This is a genomic window from Blautia sp. ZXY-1-C6, from assembly GCF_056339875.1.
This window is the reverse complement of record NZ_JBWJVQ010000078.1, coordinates 1-17956: the sequence shown is the minus strand read 5'-3', so window position 1 is coordinate 17956 and position 17956 is coordinate 1. Positions and strand designations below refer to the sequence as shown.

General features: G+C 43.8%; 17 protein-coding genes. 3 read left to right on the top strand and 14 right to left on the bottom strand.

All coding sequences use genetic code 11. From position 1 onward, the window contains the following. A partial coding sequence (gene mobA, locus AC075J_RS03100; RefSeq protein WP_476389973.1) for a molybdenum cofactor guanylyltransferase occupies positions 1–190 on the bottom strand: 190 nt, incomplete at its 3' end. A 217-nt stretch (positions 191–407) separates the two neighbouring features. Here mobA and AC075J_RS03095 point away from each other — a divergent pair. Beyond that, positions 408–944 (top strand): type III toxin-antitoxin system ToxN/AbiQ family toxin, encoded by a 537-nt coding sequence (locus tag AC075J_RS03095; protein WP_008706177.1) that lies wholly within the window; start codon positions 408–410, stop codon positions 942–944. Here AC075J_RS03095 and moaA read toward each other — a convergent pair. Beyond that, positions 927–1901 carry a GTP 3',8-cyclase MoaA gene (moaA, locus tag AC075J_RS03090; RefSeq protein ID WP_055053031.1) on the bottom strand — a complete coding sequence of 325 codons (975 nt, stop codon included), beginning with the start codon at positions 1899–1901 and terminating at the stop codon, positions 927–929. The genes AC075J_RS03095 and moaA overlap by 18 nt on opposite strands. Before the next feature lie 210 nt (positions 1902–2111). On the opposite strand from moaA, the gene fdhD reads away from it, so the two are divergent. Beyond that, complete coding sequence (fdhD, locus tag AC075J_RS03085; protein ID WP_070100108.1) at positions 2112–2930, top strand: formate dehydrogenase accessory sulfurtransferase FdhD; 819 nt, start codon at positions 2112–2114, stop codon at positions 2928–2930. On the opposite strand, the gene mobB is transcribed toward fdhD, so the two are convergent. The 8 genes from mobB to AC075J_RS03045 form a co-directional block, all read right to left on the bottom strand. Next, positions 2905–3417 carry a molybdopterin-guanine dinucleotide biosynthesis protein B gene (gene mobB / locus AC075J_RS03080; RefSeq protein WP_008706182.1) on the bottom strand — a complete coding sequence of 171 codons (513 nt, stop codon included), beginning with the start codon at positions 3415–3417 and terminating at the stop codon, positions 2905–2907. The genes fdhD and mobB overlap by 26 nt on opposite strands. Positions 3418–3433: 16 nt before the next feature. Further along, on the bottom strand, positions 3434–4696 hold the full coding sequence (locus tag AC075J_RS03075) for a molybdopterin molybdotransferase MoeA (RefSeq protein ID WP_055053032.1): 1263 nt from the start codon (positions 4694–4696) through the stop codon (positions 3434–3436). 240 nt (positions 4697–4936) lie between these two features. Beyond that, the gene (locus AC075J_RS03070) at positions 4937–5371 is read right to left on the bottom strand and encodes an MOSC domain-containing protein (protein ID WP_022380639.1); all 435 of its coding nucleotides are present in this window, start codon (positions 5369–5371) and stop codon (positions 4937–4939) included. Positions 5372–5587: 216 nt separating this feature from the next. Beyond that, the gene (locus AC075J_RS03065; protein ID WP_070100109.1) at positions 5588–6790 is read right to left on the bottom strand and encodes a PP2C family protein-serine/threonine phosphatase; all 1203 of its coding nucleotides are present in this window, start codon (positions 6788–6790) and stop codon (positions 5588–5590) included. Further along, complete coding sequence (locus tag AC075J_RS03060; protein ID WP_055053034.1) at positions 6777–8501, bottom strand: [Fe-Fe] hydrogenase large subunit C-terminal domain-containing protein; 1725 nt, start codon at positions 8499–8501, stop codon at positions 6777–6779. Before AC075J_RS03060 ends, AC075J_RS03065 begins: the two co-directional genes overlap by 14 nt. Positions 8502–8711: 210 nt before the next feature. After that, complete coding sequence (gene fdhF, locus AC075J_RS03055) at positions 8712–11420, bottom strand: formate dehydrogenase subunit alpha (protein WP_476389972.1); 2709 nt, start codon at positions 11418–11420, stop codon at positions 8712–8714. Positions 11421–11433: 13 nt separating this feature from the next. Continuing rightward, complete coding sequence (locus tag AC075J_RS03050) at positions 11434–13311, bottom strand: NADH-quinone oxidoreductase subunit NuoF (RefSeq protein WP_008706191.1); 1878 nt, start codon at positions 13309–13311, stop codon at positions 11434–11436. Further along, positions 13308–13790, bottom strand: a complete 483-nt coding sequence (locus AC075J_RS03045) for a complex I 24 kDa subunit family protein (protein ID WP_008706192.1) — start codon at positions 13788–13790, stop codon at positions 13308–13310. Before AC075J_RS03045 ends, AC075J_RS03050 begins: the two co-directional genes overlap by 4 nt. Before the next feature lie 474 nt (positions 13791–14264). On the opposite strand from AC075J_RS03045, the gene AC075J_RS03040 reads away from it, so the two are divergent. Beyond that, positions 14265–15383, top strand: a complete 1119-nt coding sequence (locus AC075J_RS03040; protein ID WP_226839978.1) for a heparan-alpha-glucosaminide N-acetyltransferase domain-containing protein — start codon at positions 14265–14267, stop codon at positions 15381–15383. An 89-nt stretch (positions 15384–15472) separates the two neighbouring features. Here the strand turns inward: AC075J_RS03040 and AC075J_RS03035 are convergent, their stop codons facing one another. From AC075J_RS03035 to AC075J_RS03020, 4 genes are all read right to left on the bottom strand, one after another. Beyond that, positions 15473–16165, bottom strand: coding sequence for a response regulator transcription factor (locus tag AC075J_RS03035; RefSeq protein WP_008706194.1), 693 nt, complete (start codon positions 16163–16165; stop codon positions 15473–15475). A gap of 10 nt (positions 16166–16175) precedes the next feature. Next, positions 16176–17057: a ComEA family DNA-binding protein gene (locus AC075J_RS03030; RefSeq protein WP_476389971.1), complete on the bottom strand. Its 882-nt coding sequence runs from the start codon at positions 17055–17057 to the stop codon at positions 16176–16178. 96 nt (positions 17058–17153) lie between these two features. Next, complete coding sequence (locus tag AC075J_RS03025; RefSeq protein ID WP_119243299.1) at positions 17154–17588, bottom strand: DMT family transporter; 435 nt, start codon at positions 17586–17588, stop codon at positions 17154–17156. A 129-nt stretch (positions 17589–17717) separates the two neighbouring features. Beyond that, on the bottom strand, positions 17718–17956 hold a 239-nt coding region (locus tag AC075J_RS03020; protein WP_476389970.1), incomplete at its 5' end, for a hypothetical protein.

Genomic DNA, 17956 nt, shown 5'->3' with positions numbered 1-17956 from the left:
TGGGATATTTATATTTATTTTCACCATGATAGCCAGACAGAAGAATATCACTGATTCCAAGCTTTTTCCCCTTTTCTATCTGCATCTCAAGAAATGTCTTCCCATCTATCGTCAGATCTGATTTGTCCCGTCCCATGCGGCTGCTGGCACCGCCAGCAAGAATAATCATAGAAATTTCTTTCTTTCGCATTATCAGTTTTCCTTTTTGTTTATATAAATCATCAATAAAAGTATTGATTTTTTTCTTCATATTACATATAATAAAATCACAGACAGAAATGTCTGTATAGCGGTTAGAGTGTCCAGCCAAAACACTCGTTTAAAAGCGGTTAGGTTGTCCAATTAAAACAATCGATTAACAGTAATGGGTGGAGTAATCCACCCACTTTTTACTTTCAGGAGGTTTTATGAATTGGTATATTGTTGATAAAAAATATATAAATTACCTAACACAATTTGATTCCCACGTTGGATATGTGGAATATGGGGAACGTTTAAAACTTCATGTAGGAACTCTTCTTACAATTGGAAATTTTCATTACTATGTTCCTATCTCTTCCGCCAAACCCAAACATCAAAAAATGTCAAACAGTCTGGATTTCCACAAACTTCAGGATGAATCTACCAGATATCTTTATGCAGTATTAAATATCAATAACATGATTCCCGTTCCAGACAATTGTCTTACGCAATTAAAATATAATCAGATTGATTGTTTCCGTTCTTTTAAAAGTGACAAAGAAAAAACCGATTATATTTATCTGCTCCAAAAAGAAAAATTTCTGATTGACAATATTCAGAATACTTTGCAAAACAAAGCCATGAAATTATACCAGAAGTGTATTGCCAAACCAGATTCTTCCCTTGCCGCAAGATGCTGCAATTTCAAAATGTTAGAAGAAAAGTGTCTTTCTTATTTACATATCTCACCCGCCAATCTGTGACATTCCTCTGATTTCATCCTGTTCTGTCTTCGCTTCATAAAAATTATGGCTCACCGGTTTATTCCAGATCACCTGATAAATTGCTTTTTTCAGTTCCGAATCTGTGCAGCCGCCGCGCATAAGCCCCCGCAGGTCTGTACCTTTCTGATACTGGAGGCATCCTTTCATGAATCCTTCGGATGTAAGACGTACTCGGTTGCACTGACTGCAGAATTTGTGAGTCATGGCACTGATAAATCCGATTTTTCCCTTAAATCCTGCGATTTCATAGTAATGGCATGGACCGTTTCCGTAGCGTTCATTGACTGCATGCATCGGACCGTAGGCTTCTTCCAGTACTGCTTTGATAGATTCTTCATCCTGGAATGGGAACTGTTTTCCGAATCCGATTGGCATCATCTCGATAAAACGCACATGGATTGGATATTTCTGCGCCAGTCCTGCAATCCCGATGAAGTTTTCTTTTTCCTTGATCACCGGAACGCTGTTGATCTTCAGGGAAAGTCCCGGATGTGCAAGTGCTGCTTCGATTCCCTCAAATACCTTTTCCAGTCCGTCACGTCTCGCTACTTTTTTGAACAGTTCCGGATCTAAAGTATCCAGACTGATATTAATGGCGTCAATTCCTGCATCCAGTAATGCATCCAGCTGCTCGGCGAGCAGGATTCCATTTGTTGTTAATGTCACTTTCTCAATTCCCGGGATCGCCTTGATCTGTTTTGCAAGACTTGCACAGCCTTTACGAACAAGTGGCTCACCGCCTGTCAGTTTAATCTTACGGATTCCCAGATCTGCTGCGCACCTGCAGATGCGGAGAATCTCATCGTATGTGAGGATTTCTGCATGAGAAAGGGATTTTACGCCTTCTTCCGGCATACAGTAAATGCATCTCAGATTACATCTGTCTGTCAGGGAAATCCTTAAATAATCTATTTCTCTTCCATATTTGTCTATCATCGGCTCTACCTGCCTTTTACTTTCTAATAATTGATTTTCCTGTTACCGGATACGGGTGAACCGCAACCTTTGTAACCTTTTCTTCTGTTATTCGCCGTCAAAATCACAGGCAATATTTTCTCTCATAATCGTTTGACACTCCATACTCCGCAGTCTATACTTAATGTATCAAGATTATTAAAATCCTTACCGGACGAAAGGAACTGTCCTATGAAAATCAACGAACAATACCACGACCTGAATCTGCTCGAGAATGTTACCTATGAGTTTCTGGGTCGTGACGGAGAAACTCATGAAGAAACGGAACCAATCCTTGTGGAACACATGATGGATGTATATGTAAATGAACGTCTGACCATGAAACTGGTCTGTATCCCACAACATCTGACAGAACTGGTTCTCGGCCGCCTCTTTACGGAAGGTATCATCTCATCTGCCGAGGATGTGGAGCAGATCTACATCTGTGAATTCGGCAAACGTGCCCGCGTGATCCTGAGTAAAAATAAATCCGGGCAGTCTCATGAGGAAAATGAAGATTATGTTGCTCCTACTCCGACCTGCTGCACCGGAAATCGTGTTCTTAATGATTATTTTATCACAGATCAGCCAATGACGCCAGTTACACCTGTCCCATGGAAAAAACAGTGGATCTTTGATCTTGCAGACTGTTTCGCCAATGGTACCCCGCTTCACAGCCAGACCTGGGCAACTCACAGCTGTTTTCTTGCCTGTGACGGAGAACTGCTCTTTCAGTGCGAAGATATCGGACGTCATAATGCTCTGGATAAGGCCATCGGTTATGCCCTGCGCCATAATATTGACCTGAAGAAATGCGTGGTTTATTCCAGTGGACGTATCCCTACAGATATGGCGGTCAAGGCAATCCGCGCCGGAATACCGGTTCTGGCAAGCAAGGCATCCCCTTCCGCCGAGGCAGTTGCCATGGCCAAAGAATACCACCTTACCCTTATCTGTGCCGCGCGACGTGACCGTATGAAACTCTTTACCGGAAATAATCCGACAGAATAAATTCTGCAATACACTCTGCATTGTCCAGTTCAAAGAATGGAACATTTTCCAGTACAGACAGTGCATCTCTTTCCTCTGCATCCAGGTTTGTGGCGATCGCCATCAGTTTTTCCGGATTGCAGACACTTTCTGCCGAATTTCCCTTACGGATAATTTCAATTTTCGGATAAGTACTGTATTTAAATCCTTCCAGTAAGATCAGATCTGCCTCCGGAAAAAATTCTGCCAGCTCTTTTTCGGAAATCTGCGGCTGCTGTTTTACCAGCATATATTTGCCTGCTGAAAAAACTGCTGTGCCGTAAGCTCCGGACTGAAGCTGACAGTATGTATCCGTTCCCGGTACGTCTGGCACGAAATCATGCCCGTCATGCTTCAGCACCGCCACTTTAAGGCCCTTGTCTTTAAAAATCTCCAAAAGCCTGCAGATCAGAGTTGTTTTCCCTGAATTCTTTACACCGCTGATTGCAAATATTCTTTTTCTTTCCACCTGTTTGCTGCTCCTCTCAAAGCAAAATCGCGCCCACTTTATCCCCTGCGTTCAGGCTTCTGCTTTCCTGATTTTCCATGGTTTTTGTATCAATCAGGCAATTGCAGCCGGCCATGGAACTGAGGACTCCGTTAGAGTGAAGACCATTGGGAAGATGAAATTTTCCATTTTCCAGATATGCCCGGATAAAGCGGCGGCCCTTGATTCCTTTTTCAAAGTTATCAGCCATAATGCCATTTACTTCTTTCAGACCGATTGATGGATCCTGCATCATTTTTTCCAGTGCAGGACGAATCAAAAGTTCTATGCTGACTGCAACACCAAAAGGATTTCCGGAGAGACTGATGATCGGAATCTCTCTTTCTGAAGCGCAATGATCTGTTGCAGTTATATCGGAAGTCTTTTTATATGCAGAAAACAGTGTAGGCATTCCCGGTTTCATCTTTACCCTCCAGAAAATCCGCTCTGCCCCCATCAGTCTCAGGGACTCATGCATAATGTCCTTCTTGCCTACAGATACACCTCCCGTAGTGATGATCATATCTGCCACTTTTGCTGCTTCTTTTAATTTCTCAGACATAACCGTCGGATCATCTTTGACTGCTTCCATATGGAAAGATTCGATTCCCAGTTCACGCAGTCTGGCAGACAGCATGGTCATATTGCTGTTGTAAATTTTTCCTTTCGGCAATGGAATTCCCGGTTCTACCACCTCATCTCCTGTAGTCAGAAGCACGATTCTCGGCTGACGGTAAACCGGCACTTTCGCCACTCCCATTCCGGCCAGAATTGCTGCCTCCACATATCCGATATGTGTTCCTTTTTTCAGAAGTGTAGTTCCTTTTTTGAAATCCTCTCCTGAGAAGCAATAATTACTCCATCGCTTCTGTTCACTGTAAACTTCTACCGTATCTTCTCCATAATCGGTATCCTCCTGATAAATACAGCAGTTGCAGCCATTGGGTATTGCAGCCCCTGTCATAATGCGCACTGCCTGTCCCTGCTGGATTTCTCTTTCCGAATACTGTCCGGCATCGATTTCTTCCATGACTTTCAGCCTCACCGGATGCTCTTTAGTGGCACCTGCAAGGTCCTCTGCCTTACACGTATAGCCATCTACCGGAGAGCGGTCAAAAGGAGGATTGTCAAACCCTGCCACCATATCCTGCGCTAGGACTCTTCCCCCTGCTTTATTCAGTTCTGTTTCTTCTGTCTCGTTTATTACAGGCGTATGCTGCAGAATCTGTTCCACTGCCTGTTCTACACTGATTCCCTCCACGCACTAATTCCTCCTCTTGTATATTACATTTTTTATAGTCTTTTCAATACCTTTATAACCACCGGGTCAATTGACGGATATATTAGTTTTACCTTTTGAACTCTATAGCAATTTCAGAGAATAATATCACTAAGATACTCCATTAGAGCCTTATTTTTCATAAACCAGATTGTCTTCAGTATTTCGGAAATTGCTATAACATCATAATATTCAGCCCACTGCTGAAGAATTACATATTTTTCATCTCTGTTGGAGAATGATTTCTCCTTCTCTCAGCCTCCCTGCCTCCAGAATCTGACAGAATACAAACCAGGGTTCCATGGGCGTGCATACCTTTTCTCCCTTATAAGCATCTGATGCAGGACCGCCCGCACCGATCCTGACTGCTTCCAGAAGTACATCTCCACAACGAAATCTGTTCCCCTCCGCAATACTGTTCCAGTCAATCCCTTCCACAAGGAGATTTTCTCCAAATCTGCCATATCTGAATTCTTCTTCGGACTGTTCGAAATATTCTTTTACCTTCTCATAAGGAAGAAGACTGACCTGCTTTCTTCCGCCCATTCCATAATGCACATCTCCCACAAGTCCCTGCAGATCAGCTTCGCATTCATGAATGTTCTGCGAGCAGGTCTTGCGTTCCTTACTGATGCATACACATAATATCTTCGCCATTTTCTGTCTCATCCTTCCTGATGTGTTACTGTTCACTCCGTTCACAGCAACACGCTTCGCGATGCACAGAATTTATGCTAATCGCATAAATTCGCGCGGTATGTCTCGGGTTTTCTGTGACCTTCGCTCACAAAAAACACCTCGCGGGATATTACCAGTGAACAGTAACCCTGATATCTCTTTATAAAACCATGTACTGCTGTTTTTCCTGCTTTCTCAGATCGCCCAGAATGCAATATTCACATTCTTTCCTGCATTCTGCAGATGCTCCACAAGTTCTTCTGCTACCTGTTCTTTCCTTTTTTCTGTGATTCCCAATTCCACGTTACTCTTATTGATAGCACCACCGAAGTAGAAATTAATATCCGTTGCCTGCTCAAACAGCATCACACCAAGCAATGCTGCCGCATCTTTTTTTCGTTTCAGCCTGTTAAAGGACAGCCTGTCCTCCATCCATTCTTCACAATATTCAAGTAAATGCTCAATCGTAAGAAATCCCTCTGTCACCAGCTCTGTACCTTCCAGCTTATAATAGGCAGGAACGTCTCCGCAGGCAGTTTCACTAAGAGAGATCAGCTCTTTATCCAAATACCTGGCAGCACACTGTGCAGTAGTTCCGCCGCAGATTACATGATATCCCTCTGAATCGAAAAAGGACTTCAGATATCGCTCATCATGTTCCTCCTTACTTGGCGGACCGATCATAAGGTTTACCACCTGTTTATGCCGCATCCGCAGAACAATGGCTGTAATATCATCATCCGTTTCATTCAGATTCAGATCCAGGCTGGCCTCTGCCAGATAGCCTGCCATCTCCTGTGCGCTCATCCCTTTATGGTACTTTGCCCTGCAGAAAGCCATTACATCATCTCTTCCCCAGCCGCCGTTGGTAGTTTTTCCCATTCCCGCATTGGTGACACCGTCGGACATAATGATCAGCATATCCTCATCTTTCAGTTCAAAACAGCTTTTATGGATTTCCTTCTCTTCGATCATACTTGTCTCCACCGGATAATCAAAGAGCTCGCCATCCCGGATCAGAATTGCATCCGGATTATCAAACTGATAAAGGCTTACCTGTTTCCCCTGAAAATTCAGCACTGTAAAGGTGGCATATGCCAGATTTCTCACACTGCACACAGGAAGCGTTTTTGCCACTGCACGCACTGCCTCATCCAGTTCCACCTGATTAATGATCATGGTACTGAGCATGGTCGCAGTCAGCGTGGAAAGGATATTCGCCTTTACTCCGCTCCCAAGTCCGTCAGAAAGCACCAGAACATGGTCTTCATCATTTTCTTCAATCTTATAGCAGTCCCCACAGAGAAATTCTTTCTTTTTATTCAGGCTCACATGACCAAAATCCATGCATAAGCCGTCAAATTCCACATTCAGTCCATGATGCTTATTTCTTTTCATTCTCTTCTTCACTCTCCAGAAGTATGGTATTTTTCAGTTTTTCTACTGCCACTTTGGTGTCCGCAGCAGTTTCTCCAAGAAGTCCGGCGATCTGCTGCACGATCTTCAGCTGTTCTTCTACCAGCTTATCTGCCATACGCGCAGCTTCAATCTGGGCATTATGAATCTGATCTTTATGCTTCCGCTCCTTTGTAATATCCTTCATAATGCAGAGAATCATTTTATTTTCTTTATCATTCGTCATTACGCGATCCAGATAACATTTCTGATCCTCCAGATAAATCTCATCCTGCATCAGATTCCGTTCAAAAGCCAGTATACTCGCCAGACTGTAATCATCCATGATCTCCGATACCGGTTTCCCGATCAGGCGCCGCTTTTTCGGCATATTGAACAATTTGGACGCCGCCTCATTCATCTGAATGATCTTCAGATTATAATCCACAGTTACCAGAAGTCCGGGCATGGCATTAAAGACTTTATTGGAGTAACTTTCCTGTTTTGCCCGCATATATGGAATACACATGGCAACCTCAGCCTTATTCTGGATAATGGCAATTGCCTTTTCCCTGCATGTGTTGTACCCGCAGGCACCGCAGTTTAATTCATCCTTTGGAGAAAATTTTCCCATTTCCGCCAGAGCATCCCTGATTTCTTCCTCTGAGACCTCTTCCTGTTCCTGTGCAGGACAGTAACCGAAATTCTTTCTCAATTCAAATCCCGGAAGTTCATAGTCTCCCTGCTCTCTGTGAAAATCTTTTCCAAAGGCTGCATTCTTCACTGCAAGAACATCTGCCAGATAATGTCCCTTCTTCATCTGGAAAGAAGGACCTGCCACACAGCCGCCGCTGCATGCATACATCTCAAGAAAGCAATTTTCAAAATCCTCCGGATGAAGTTCTTCCAGAACCTCCCTGCACTGCTCCATCCCACTTACAGAAAGCCTGCGGATTCCCTTTACAGCCCCAAGCAGGTCTGTTAAACCATCCGCAATGGCGATTTCTCTGGAACGGTAGGCAATCTGCTCAGGTTCTTTCTCAGTTATGGAAATCCCTTCTTTTTTCATCCATTGTGCCAGCTCTTCCAATGTGATCACATAATCCACTTCATTTCCTGAGTCTCTCAACTCTGACATAGCTGAAATACAGGGACTTACATAGACAATCTCTGCCTTCGGATATTTTTTTTTCAGATAACTGGCATGAAACTGCATCATAGAGGCAGACTGTACCAGATTTCCCAGAAGATGCGGATAGTGTTTCTTGACAAGCTGTACGATTACAGGGCAGGCAGAAGAGATCATTATTCCCGGCTCTTTCTGTTCCGCAAAAAGTGCTCTGTACTGCGAAATCATCAGGCTTGCACCTTCTGCTGCATCCGCTGCATCTGCAAATCCCAGCTTCTTCATCGCTTCCCTTATTCCATTGATACCGGTTACCCCAAAACGTGCCAGATATGCTGGATGAAGAGAGGCTATAACCTGCGTCTTATTCTCCATTGCATTGCAGATTGCAGGAATCATATTCTGCTCTTCCTTGGCATCCTGCGGGCAGACAAGGATACACTTCTCACAGTAAATACACTGACTTTCTATGATCCTGGCCTGATGATCATGAACACGTATCGCCTTGACCGGGCAGTTCCGAACACATTTGTAACAATTTTTACAACTGACTTTTTTAAACTGAAGGATTGACTGAAATCTCTGCATGCCTCGTACTCCTTATTATGTAACACTATATTTTTCACAAAAAATTATCTGTAACCGTTCCGTACTTTCACAGAATGATGTACTGCCGAATGATTATTTTTGCCTTTCCATAAAGGAATATGGAGCTGCCGCAAGGACAGCAGATCCATGTGCGACAGCCCCATATAATATTTACGATATCAGATCCGGAACTTTGTCTCCGATATTGTTTTATGCTTTCTCAATCTTAATTGCGCATACCTTATATTCAGGAATTCTTGCGTATTTGTCAAGTGCGGCGTTGGTCAGCCAGTTTGCATTTCCATCCGGGAAGTGGAATGGCATCCAGCTCTCACCCGGTGAGGTCTTTGTACCTACACGAGCGGTAGATTCAATGGATCCTCGTCTGGAAGAAACTCTGACTTTATCACCGTTTTTGATACCCAGCTTATCGGCATCTACGATGTTCATTTCGATAAATGACTTACCTTCTATCTCCATAAGCTCAGGTGTCTTTCCTGTCATGGCTCTTGTTGTGTAATGATACAGAATACGTCCTGTCATAAGGATGATCGGATATTCCTTATCCGGAAGTTCTGCTGACGGTACATATTTTGCAGGGTAGAACCAGCCAAGACCACGGGAGAATTTACCAACATGCATGATCGGTGTTCCCGGATGATCCTTGGAGGTACATGGCCACTGAAGTCCCTGTCCATGAACTTCTTCACTGTCAAGACGTTCATGGCTGATACCTGCGAAGCTCGGTGTCAGGGATGCGATCTCATCCATGATCTGAGCAGAAGTCAGATGTGGCTGCGGATATCCCATGCGGTTCATCAGATCAATAATAATATCTGTATCCAGTCTCATCTCTCCAGGTACTGTGACAGCCTTGCGGACTCTCTGTACGCGGCGCTCTGTATTGGTAAATGTACCCTCTTTCTCTGCATAGCTTACACCAGGAAGGATAACATCTGCATACTGAGCTGTCTCTGTCATGAAAAGTTCCTGAAGCACAAAGAAATCAAGACTCTTTAATGCTTTGATAATGTGTGTGGTATCCGGATCAGTAACTACCGGGTCCTCACCATAGATATACAGACCTTTGATCTCGCCTGTGATTGCTTTCGGGAATACATCAGTTGCATGAGTTCCGATATTCGGATCAAGTTTTACACCCCATGCTTTCTCGAATTTCTCACGAACTGCAGGATCAGTAACCTTCTGATATCCGGGATATACATTCGGCTGAGCACCCATATCGCAGGCACCCTGTACGTTATTCTGTCCACGAAGCGGGTTAACACCACAGCCTTCACGTCCAAGCTTGCCAACCATCATTGCCATATTGGACATGGACATAACGCCCTCTGTACCTGTGGAATGTTCGGTTACACCAAGGCAGTAGATGATTGGAGCGCGGTCTGCTTTTGCATACATGATCGCTGCTTTTCTCAGATCGTCTGCGTCAATGTGGCAGATTTCAGCTACCTTCTCAGGTGTGTAATCTTTTACGATTTCCTTTAATTCTTCAAAACCTTCGGTACGCTCTGCAATGAACTTGTCATCCTGAAGACCTTCAGAAAGGATCACATTCATGATGCCGTTTGCAAAAGCAACATTTGTACCAGGTTTCAGTTTCAGATGGATATCTGCTTTCTTAGCCAGACCAATATCACGAGGATCAACTACGATCAGCTTACAGCCTCTCTTGATAGCCTGACGGATCTGCATGCCGACTACAGGATGTGCTTCCTCAGGGTTGGAACCAACCAGCATGATCAGATCTGCATTCTTTGTGATATCCTCAATTGGGTTTGTCATGGCACCTGAGCCAAGAGTCATCGCAAGACCTGATACAGATGCGGAATGACATACACGTGCACAGTTGTCTGTATTGTTGGTGCCGAAGCAGCAGCGAACCATCTTCTGTACCATGTAAATATCTTCATTCGGTGATCTGGAACATGCAAAGCCTGCAAGAGAATCAGAGCCGTACTGTTTCCTGATCTCCATAAATTTGGAAGCAACAAGATCCAGCGCCTCATCCCATGTTGCACGTTCGAATTCACCTGTTTCTTTATTCTTGATCAGCGGATATTTAATACGCTCCGGTGACTGTACGAAATCGAAGCATCCGCTGCGGCCCTTAACACAGAGCAATCCTTTGTTGGATGGTCCGTTTACAGCTTCTGTATCTACGATCTTTCCGTCTTTTACAAGGAGATAATACTGGCAGCCTGTTGCACAGTGAGGACAGGTAGTCAGAACCTTCTTGTCAATCTGGTACGGCCGGTATTTCTTTCTGCGCTTCATGGTCAGTGCACCTGTCGGACAGGCCTGTACACAGTTACCGCAGGATTCACAGATACCTTCGTTCCATTTATGTTTGTAATGTGCACCGATCACTGACTGGAAACCACGATCCATAGTGTCGATGGCACCTCTTCCCACAATCTCCTTACATGTATTCACGCAGCGATGACAGAGAATACACAGGCTTGGATCATAGGTAAAGAATTTATTGGTATCATCTATCGGCATATCCTTCATTTCACCGGGATAGCTTGTCTCAGTCACACCATATTCAAAACAGTAGTCCTGTAATTTACAGTCACCGTTTGCCTCACAGGAGAAGCAGTGTACACGATGGTCAGAAAGAAGGAGGTCAAGGGTATCTTTACGATATGCAACTACCTTCTCTGACATTGTCTGTACTTCATCACCCTCTGAGCAGCGAAGTGTACATGCCGTATCAAATTTGGTTCTTCCATTGTTTGTTACTTCTACCACGCACAAACGACAGGAACCATCCGGCAATACATCTTCCAGATAGCAGAGTGTAGGAATCTCCACTCCGATCTGTCTGGCAGCCTGCAGAATGGTCGTACCTTTTTCCACTTCTGCAGGAATTCCATCTATTGTCAAATGAATCATCTTTTCACCCTCCTTAATTCACAGAAATTGCGCCGAATACACAATTTTCCAGACATGTTCCGCACTTAATACACTTGGAGGTATCAATGCTGTGAGGCTCTTTCTTATTGCCTGTGATCGCACCAACCGGACAGTTTCTCGCACACTTGGTACATCCTTTACATTTCTCGGGATCGATCACATAAGAACGCATTGCCTTACATACATGAGCCGCGCACTTTTTATCAACAATATGCTCTACATATTCATCTCTAAAGTTTCTTAATGTGGAAAGTACAGGAAGCGGTGCACTCTTTCCAAGTCCGCAGAGTGAACGGTCCTTGATGAAGTTTCCAAGATGCTCCAGTTTATCCAGATCCTCTACTTCACCCTTTCCGTCTACGATCCTCTCAAGGATTTCAAGCATACGCTTGGTGCCAATACGGCAGGGACCACATTTACCGCAGGATTCTCTCTGGGTGAAGCCCATAAAGAAACGTGCAACCTCTACCATACAGGTATGTTCATCCATAACTACCAGACCACCGGAACCAACGATCGCACCGTATTTCTTAACAGAGTCGAAATCAAGAGGTACATCCAAATGTTCTTCTGTCAGACATCCACCGGATGGTCCACCGATCTGAACAGCCTTAAACGCAGCACCGGATTTCAGTCCTCCGCCGATATCAAAAATGATTTCTCTTAAGGTTGTTCCCATCGGGACCTCGATCAGACCTGTATTCTCAATAGAACCTGTCAGTGAGAAAGTTTTTGTTCCAGGTGATCCCTCTGTACCGATACTTCTGTACCAGTCTGCACCTTTGAGAATGATCTCCGGAATATTTGCATAAGTTTCTACGTTATTCAGAACAGTAGGTTTCGCCCATAATCCCTGTTCAACTGTACGGGGCGGTTTTACACGGGGCATACCTCTGTTTCCTTCGATAGATGCAGTCAGGGCAGAACCTTCACCACATACGAAAGCACCTGCACCACGGTTGATATGCATATGGAAGGAGAATCCTGTTCCAAGGATGTCATCACCTAACAGTCCCACTTCTTCCAGAACTGCGATAGCGTGTTTCAGTCGTGCTACAGACTGAGGATACTCCGCACGTACATAAATATAACCATGCTGTGCTCTTACTGCGTAAGCTGCAAGCATCATACCCTCGATCAGACGGTAAGGATCACCTTCCATTACGGAACCATCCATAAATGCTCCCGGGTCACCCTCATCACCGTTACAAACCACATAATGAACAGGATCAGCCTGGCGTGCTACCTGAATCCATTTCTTACCTGCCGGGAAGCCGCCGCCACCACGTCCGCGAATACCGGATTTATCAACCTGATCAATAACCAGATCCGGATCCATCTCAAACATTGCTTTCTCCAGAGCCTGGAAACCGCCGCTTGCTATGTACTCATTCAGAGATTCTGCATCAAACTTACCACAGTTCTTCAGAACAATACGGGTCTGTTTCGCGATAAACGGAATATCTTCCGGTCCACGGCTTACTTTACCACCTTTCTGATAAAGCAGTCTCTCGATAGTCTCATTACCCTGAACACTCTTCTCAAAAATCTCCTGACAGTCTTCAATCTGAACCTTCGTATACTGGATCACATCGTCACCTTTCTGGATACGAACAAGTGGTCCAAGCTCACAGACACCCTGGCATCCTGTTTTCTTTACACCTACATGTGCATCTTTGTCATGAGGTCCAAACTCAATGGTAACTCCCGGAGCATCTTTGGCAATCTCCATGAATTTCTCATAGATTTTCTGAGAACCGGTTGCCACACATCCGGTACCTGAACAGACAAGAATACGACAGTCATAAGAATTAAGTTCTTTCACAGCTTCTTCTCTGATCTGCTCCAATACTTCCTTATTCTGGATCATCCCTGTTCGCCCCCTCTCAGTTTATCAATCAGCTCATCTGCCTTCTCCGGAGTCATTCTCGGATATACCTCTTCATTGACCATCATAGTCGGTGCAAGTCCGCAGGCACCAAGACAGGAAACTGTTTCCACAGTAAACATCATATCGTCTGTCGTCTTCTTTGTCTTTGACAGCCCCAGTTTCTTATAAAGTTCCTCCAGAACCGGTATTGATTTTCTTACATGACAGGCTGTTCCGTCACAGACCTTGATCACATATTTACCTTTCGCATCAAATGAGAAATTCTCATAGAATGTGGCAACACTGAACGCTTTCGCTTCTGTCACACCGATCTGCTCCGCAACATATGTAAGCAATTCTTCCGGGAGATATCTGTACACCCCCTGAATATCCTGCATGATCGGAATCAGTGATGCCGGCTTTTTACCATAGAAAGCAATGATCTCATCCGCTTTCTGATAAAATGACTGATCTAGCATTTCGCACCCTCCTTATACCTGTTTTTTTCTCTTTTTATTGCACTCTTTACATATTGTAACGTTAATTATATGCCTTTTTCGTCATTTTCACAAGCGCATTTATAGAAATTTTCTAATTTTTTATCATTTTCCTCTATAGATGTTTGTTTTGTTTGTCTAATTTTTATCAGCTTTGTTCAATACTAAACCATCTCAGATGTAAACCAAACTAAACTGAATCAAACTGAATAATTGTTACTGTTTACGCACCACTATCCCGAGACATACAAGCCAAAATTCCATTGCAGCAGACAATTTGGATGGCTACGTTACTGAGAACGGAGTAAACAGTAATGTACGTGGTGTGTGTACAATGTCAGGAATATTATGATTGTGCTATGATTCTGCCTGTGCTACACTGTCCATATGATATCAGTGACAAAAGATAAGTGTTCCGTTCTCACTGAAAATATCCGGATAAAGGAGGAGGTAAGTATGTTTTCTTTGAAAGAAAAAGAAGTGAATACAGGACGTCAGAGGGAACTTGATCTGGTAAAGGGTTTCCTGTTGATCATGATAGTATTTATACATTCATTTCAGACAATAGGTGGTGTCGCAGCAGCCGAATCAAATGTACATAAGATTCTGTTTGCGCTCTTCATGCCGACAGGTGCCTGCCTTTATCTGTTTACCATGGGATTCGGAAGTGCTTTCACACGCCATTCCCAGCCCAAAGATATGGTTAAAAACGGCATAAAGCTGTTATTCTATCAGGGATTAAGCAATTTATGCTATGCAGCTGTAATGACAATCAGTTTTAATATAAGAAATTCCATTACAGTTGAAGCTGCAGGCAGCAGAGAATTATATGACGCAAATCTTTATTCCATGCTTACATTCGTAAATATATTCTTTATAGCCGGTATGTGCTATCTGGTGCTTGCGGTCTACAGGAAATTAAATGTAAGCTTAAGGGGATATGTCATAAGTGCTGTAATAGTCGGAATCATATCACCATTTACAAAGTTGCTGGTTTCTGATGATCCGGCAATTAACTGGATCCTGGATATGACTTTCGGTGGAAAAGGTGAAACCAGCTTCTGCTTCTTCCCATATTTGAGTTATGTATTTCTTGGATATGTTTTTGGAAAAGTGCTCAGAAGAATCCCTGAAGATGAAAAAGGAAACTTTTATAAAGAAAGCGGGATCATATGTGGGATTACTGCGGCGGTATGGTTTATATGCTGCATTGTACTACATCCGGGCATTGAGGGATTCTTTAATTATATGATCGAACAATACAGAATCCCGGGGCTTGCAAAGGTACTCGGAAGTTTCTGCAGTATCATATTTGTGTTTGCAGCTGCATTTCGTATCATGCCAATGATGGAAAAATGGAAATTCGGATATAATAAACTGTGTTATTACTCAAAACAGATTTCAAAGATGTATGCCGTACATATCGGAGTTTACTGGACACTTGCCGGTTTTGCTGCTTTTTACGAATTTGGGGTAAAAGAATGCCTGATATTGTCAGTGGCAGCACTGATCGTGACTGATCTTCTTGTACATGGATACATCATAATTACAGATAAAATAAAAAACAGAAAATAGCAGAATGCTTTTTATCTGCACAAAAAAACAGACCACATTTTATGATCTTTGTTTCATAAAATGTGGTCTGACTGTTTCATGCGTTCTTTTTATTGAGCCTGGAAATAATATCCAACGCCCCATTTGGTGTGTACATACTTCGGTTCACTTGGATTGGTTTCAATCTTCTCACGGAGACGGCGGATATGTACATCCACAGTACGTACATCACCCGGATACTCATATCCCCATACAATGTTCAGCAGGTTCTCACGACTGTAAACCTTATTCGGATTAAATACCAAGAGCTCCAGTACATCAAATTCCTTTGCTGTCAGATTAATCTCTTTTCCTGCAATAAATACACGTCTGCCTTCACAGTCCATACGAAGATCGCCCACCTGAATGCTCTTTGCCTTTTCTTTCTCCTCGTGGTCGCTTCCCGCACGGCGCATGATCGCTTTGATACGTGCCTTAACTTCCAGGATATTGAACGGTTTGGTGATATAATCATCCGCACCATATTCAAGACCAAGGATCTTATCCATATCCTCGCCCTTAGCTGTCAGCATCACGATCGGCACATTGGAAAATTCGCGGATCTGCTGGCATACTTCCAGCCCGTCCATCTTCGGCAGCATCAGATCCAGAAGGATAATATCATATTTTTTATCTTTTGCTTTCTCTACTGCCTCTTCTCCATCATAAGCGCAGTCTACCTCCATACCATCCTGTTCCAGACTAAAACGGATTCCTTTTACGATCAGTTTCTCATCATCTACTACCAAAACTTTCCTGCTCATTCGGTTCTCCTTATCCTACTACTATCTCATCTTTTATCTTTGCAAAAGTACCTTCTTTGATACCCTGTACATTCATAATATCCTCTATCGCAGCAAATGGCCCGTTCTCTTCTCTGTAGGCAATGATCGCCTGTGCACGTGTTGCACCGATCCCCGTCAGCGTAGTAAGCTGAGCTTCATCTGCTGTATTTATGTTGATCCTGTTATCCTGCTGAACCTGAGCGGTCATCCCCGTGTTCTGTCCTGTCCCGGCACTTCCATTCATCTGTCCATCTGATGCCCCGAACATCTCTGCCGGATCCAGCCCCTGCCGCTCCATCTCTTCCTGTGTGAGAATATAGAGCTGCTGTCCGTCTGTCAGAACTCCTGCACGGTTTACACAGGTTAGAGCTGCCTCGGGAAGATATCCTCCCGCCGCCTCAATCGCCTGAAACACCCGGCTCCCGGCTGCCAGCTGAAAAACTCCCGGATTCGCAACTGCTCCGCAGACATCAACATAGATCATCGCCTGCTGCATTTCCTTATCAGAAACTGCTTCTGACCCATTATCTATATCAGCATCTGAAGTATGTTTCCCGGAATCACTTCCTGTCCCATTACCTGCATCTGAACCATCTGATTCTGCCTGTTTTTTCCGGGACTCTGCAGAACTGCCATCATCATTCTGTCGGTCTTCTGTATCAGCTTTCTTCTCAGCTGTATCTTTCTTCGACTTCTGTCCTGATGTTTTCTCTTCTGATGACTCCGCATCCACCTCTGCCTTTGCTTCCTGCAATCCATCTATCAGAAACTGTGCCTCTCTGCTCTTACATCCTGTCAGTCCTGTAAGAAACAAAGCTCCACACAATATCAGCGACACAGCATAACAACATCTGTTTTTTATTTTTATCATAAGGGTCCTCCTCTTATTTCTCAGAGTAAGAGTCCCCCTGTCCATAATGCCACCCTTATTGTAACGAAATCTTAATGATTTTACAATAGTAAACTCTTATTTTTGCCACTTAAATATAACAATTCCGGAAATCGCGATCAGCAATCCAAGGATTTTGCGCCATTCAAAGGGTTCTTTATCTACCCCAAACAATCCAAATAATTCAATTATATAAGCAACTGCCAGCTGCGAAATAACGATCAGCATTGCCGCCCTGGCAGGTCCAAGAGCTCCCATGCTCTGGATTACTGTAATTGTAATAAACGCTCCGATCACACCACCAAGGAGTGTATATTTATTGTCCACCTGCCAGAGCGCAGCCACACTTTCCCGTCCTGTGAAAAGCCAGGCAAGAACACAGACTGCAAAAGCCGACAGCTGCACCCAGCCGGTTGATACCCAGAGACTGGTCTGCTTTGTCACCTCCGTGTTAAAAACACCCTGAATACTCATCAGCGCCCCTGAAATCAATGCCACTATAAATCCCCACATAAATCTGCCCTCCTGGATAATATGATCATTCTGCTTACTCCGGTAATCATTTCTGTACCGAAAAGAGGTACTGCCGTTTAGCAGCACCTCTTGTTTTCTTTAGTATCAGTTTATTCAGTTACGAAAAAATCATACAGCAAATTTCTTCATTGTGGAATATGGACTGTAAACTCTGGACTTGTTCTTGGAGGTTCTATTCCAGGATCGCACTGTCACATACCAGGTACCTTTCTTTACGTTTGTAAAGGTTACAGTTACGGTATTTTTGCCTTCTGTACGTTTCACATATTTCTTAACCGGATACTTCTCTCCTGCGGAGGTCTTGTATTTGGTTCCGAGCAGAATCTCATAACCTGTGGCATTTTTAC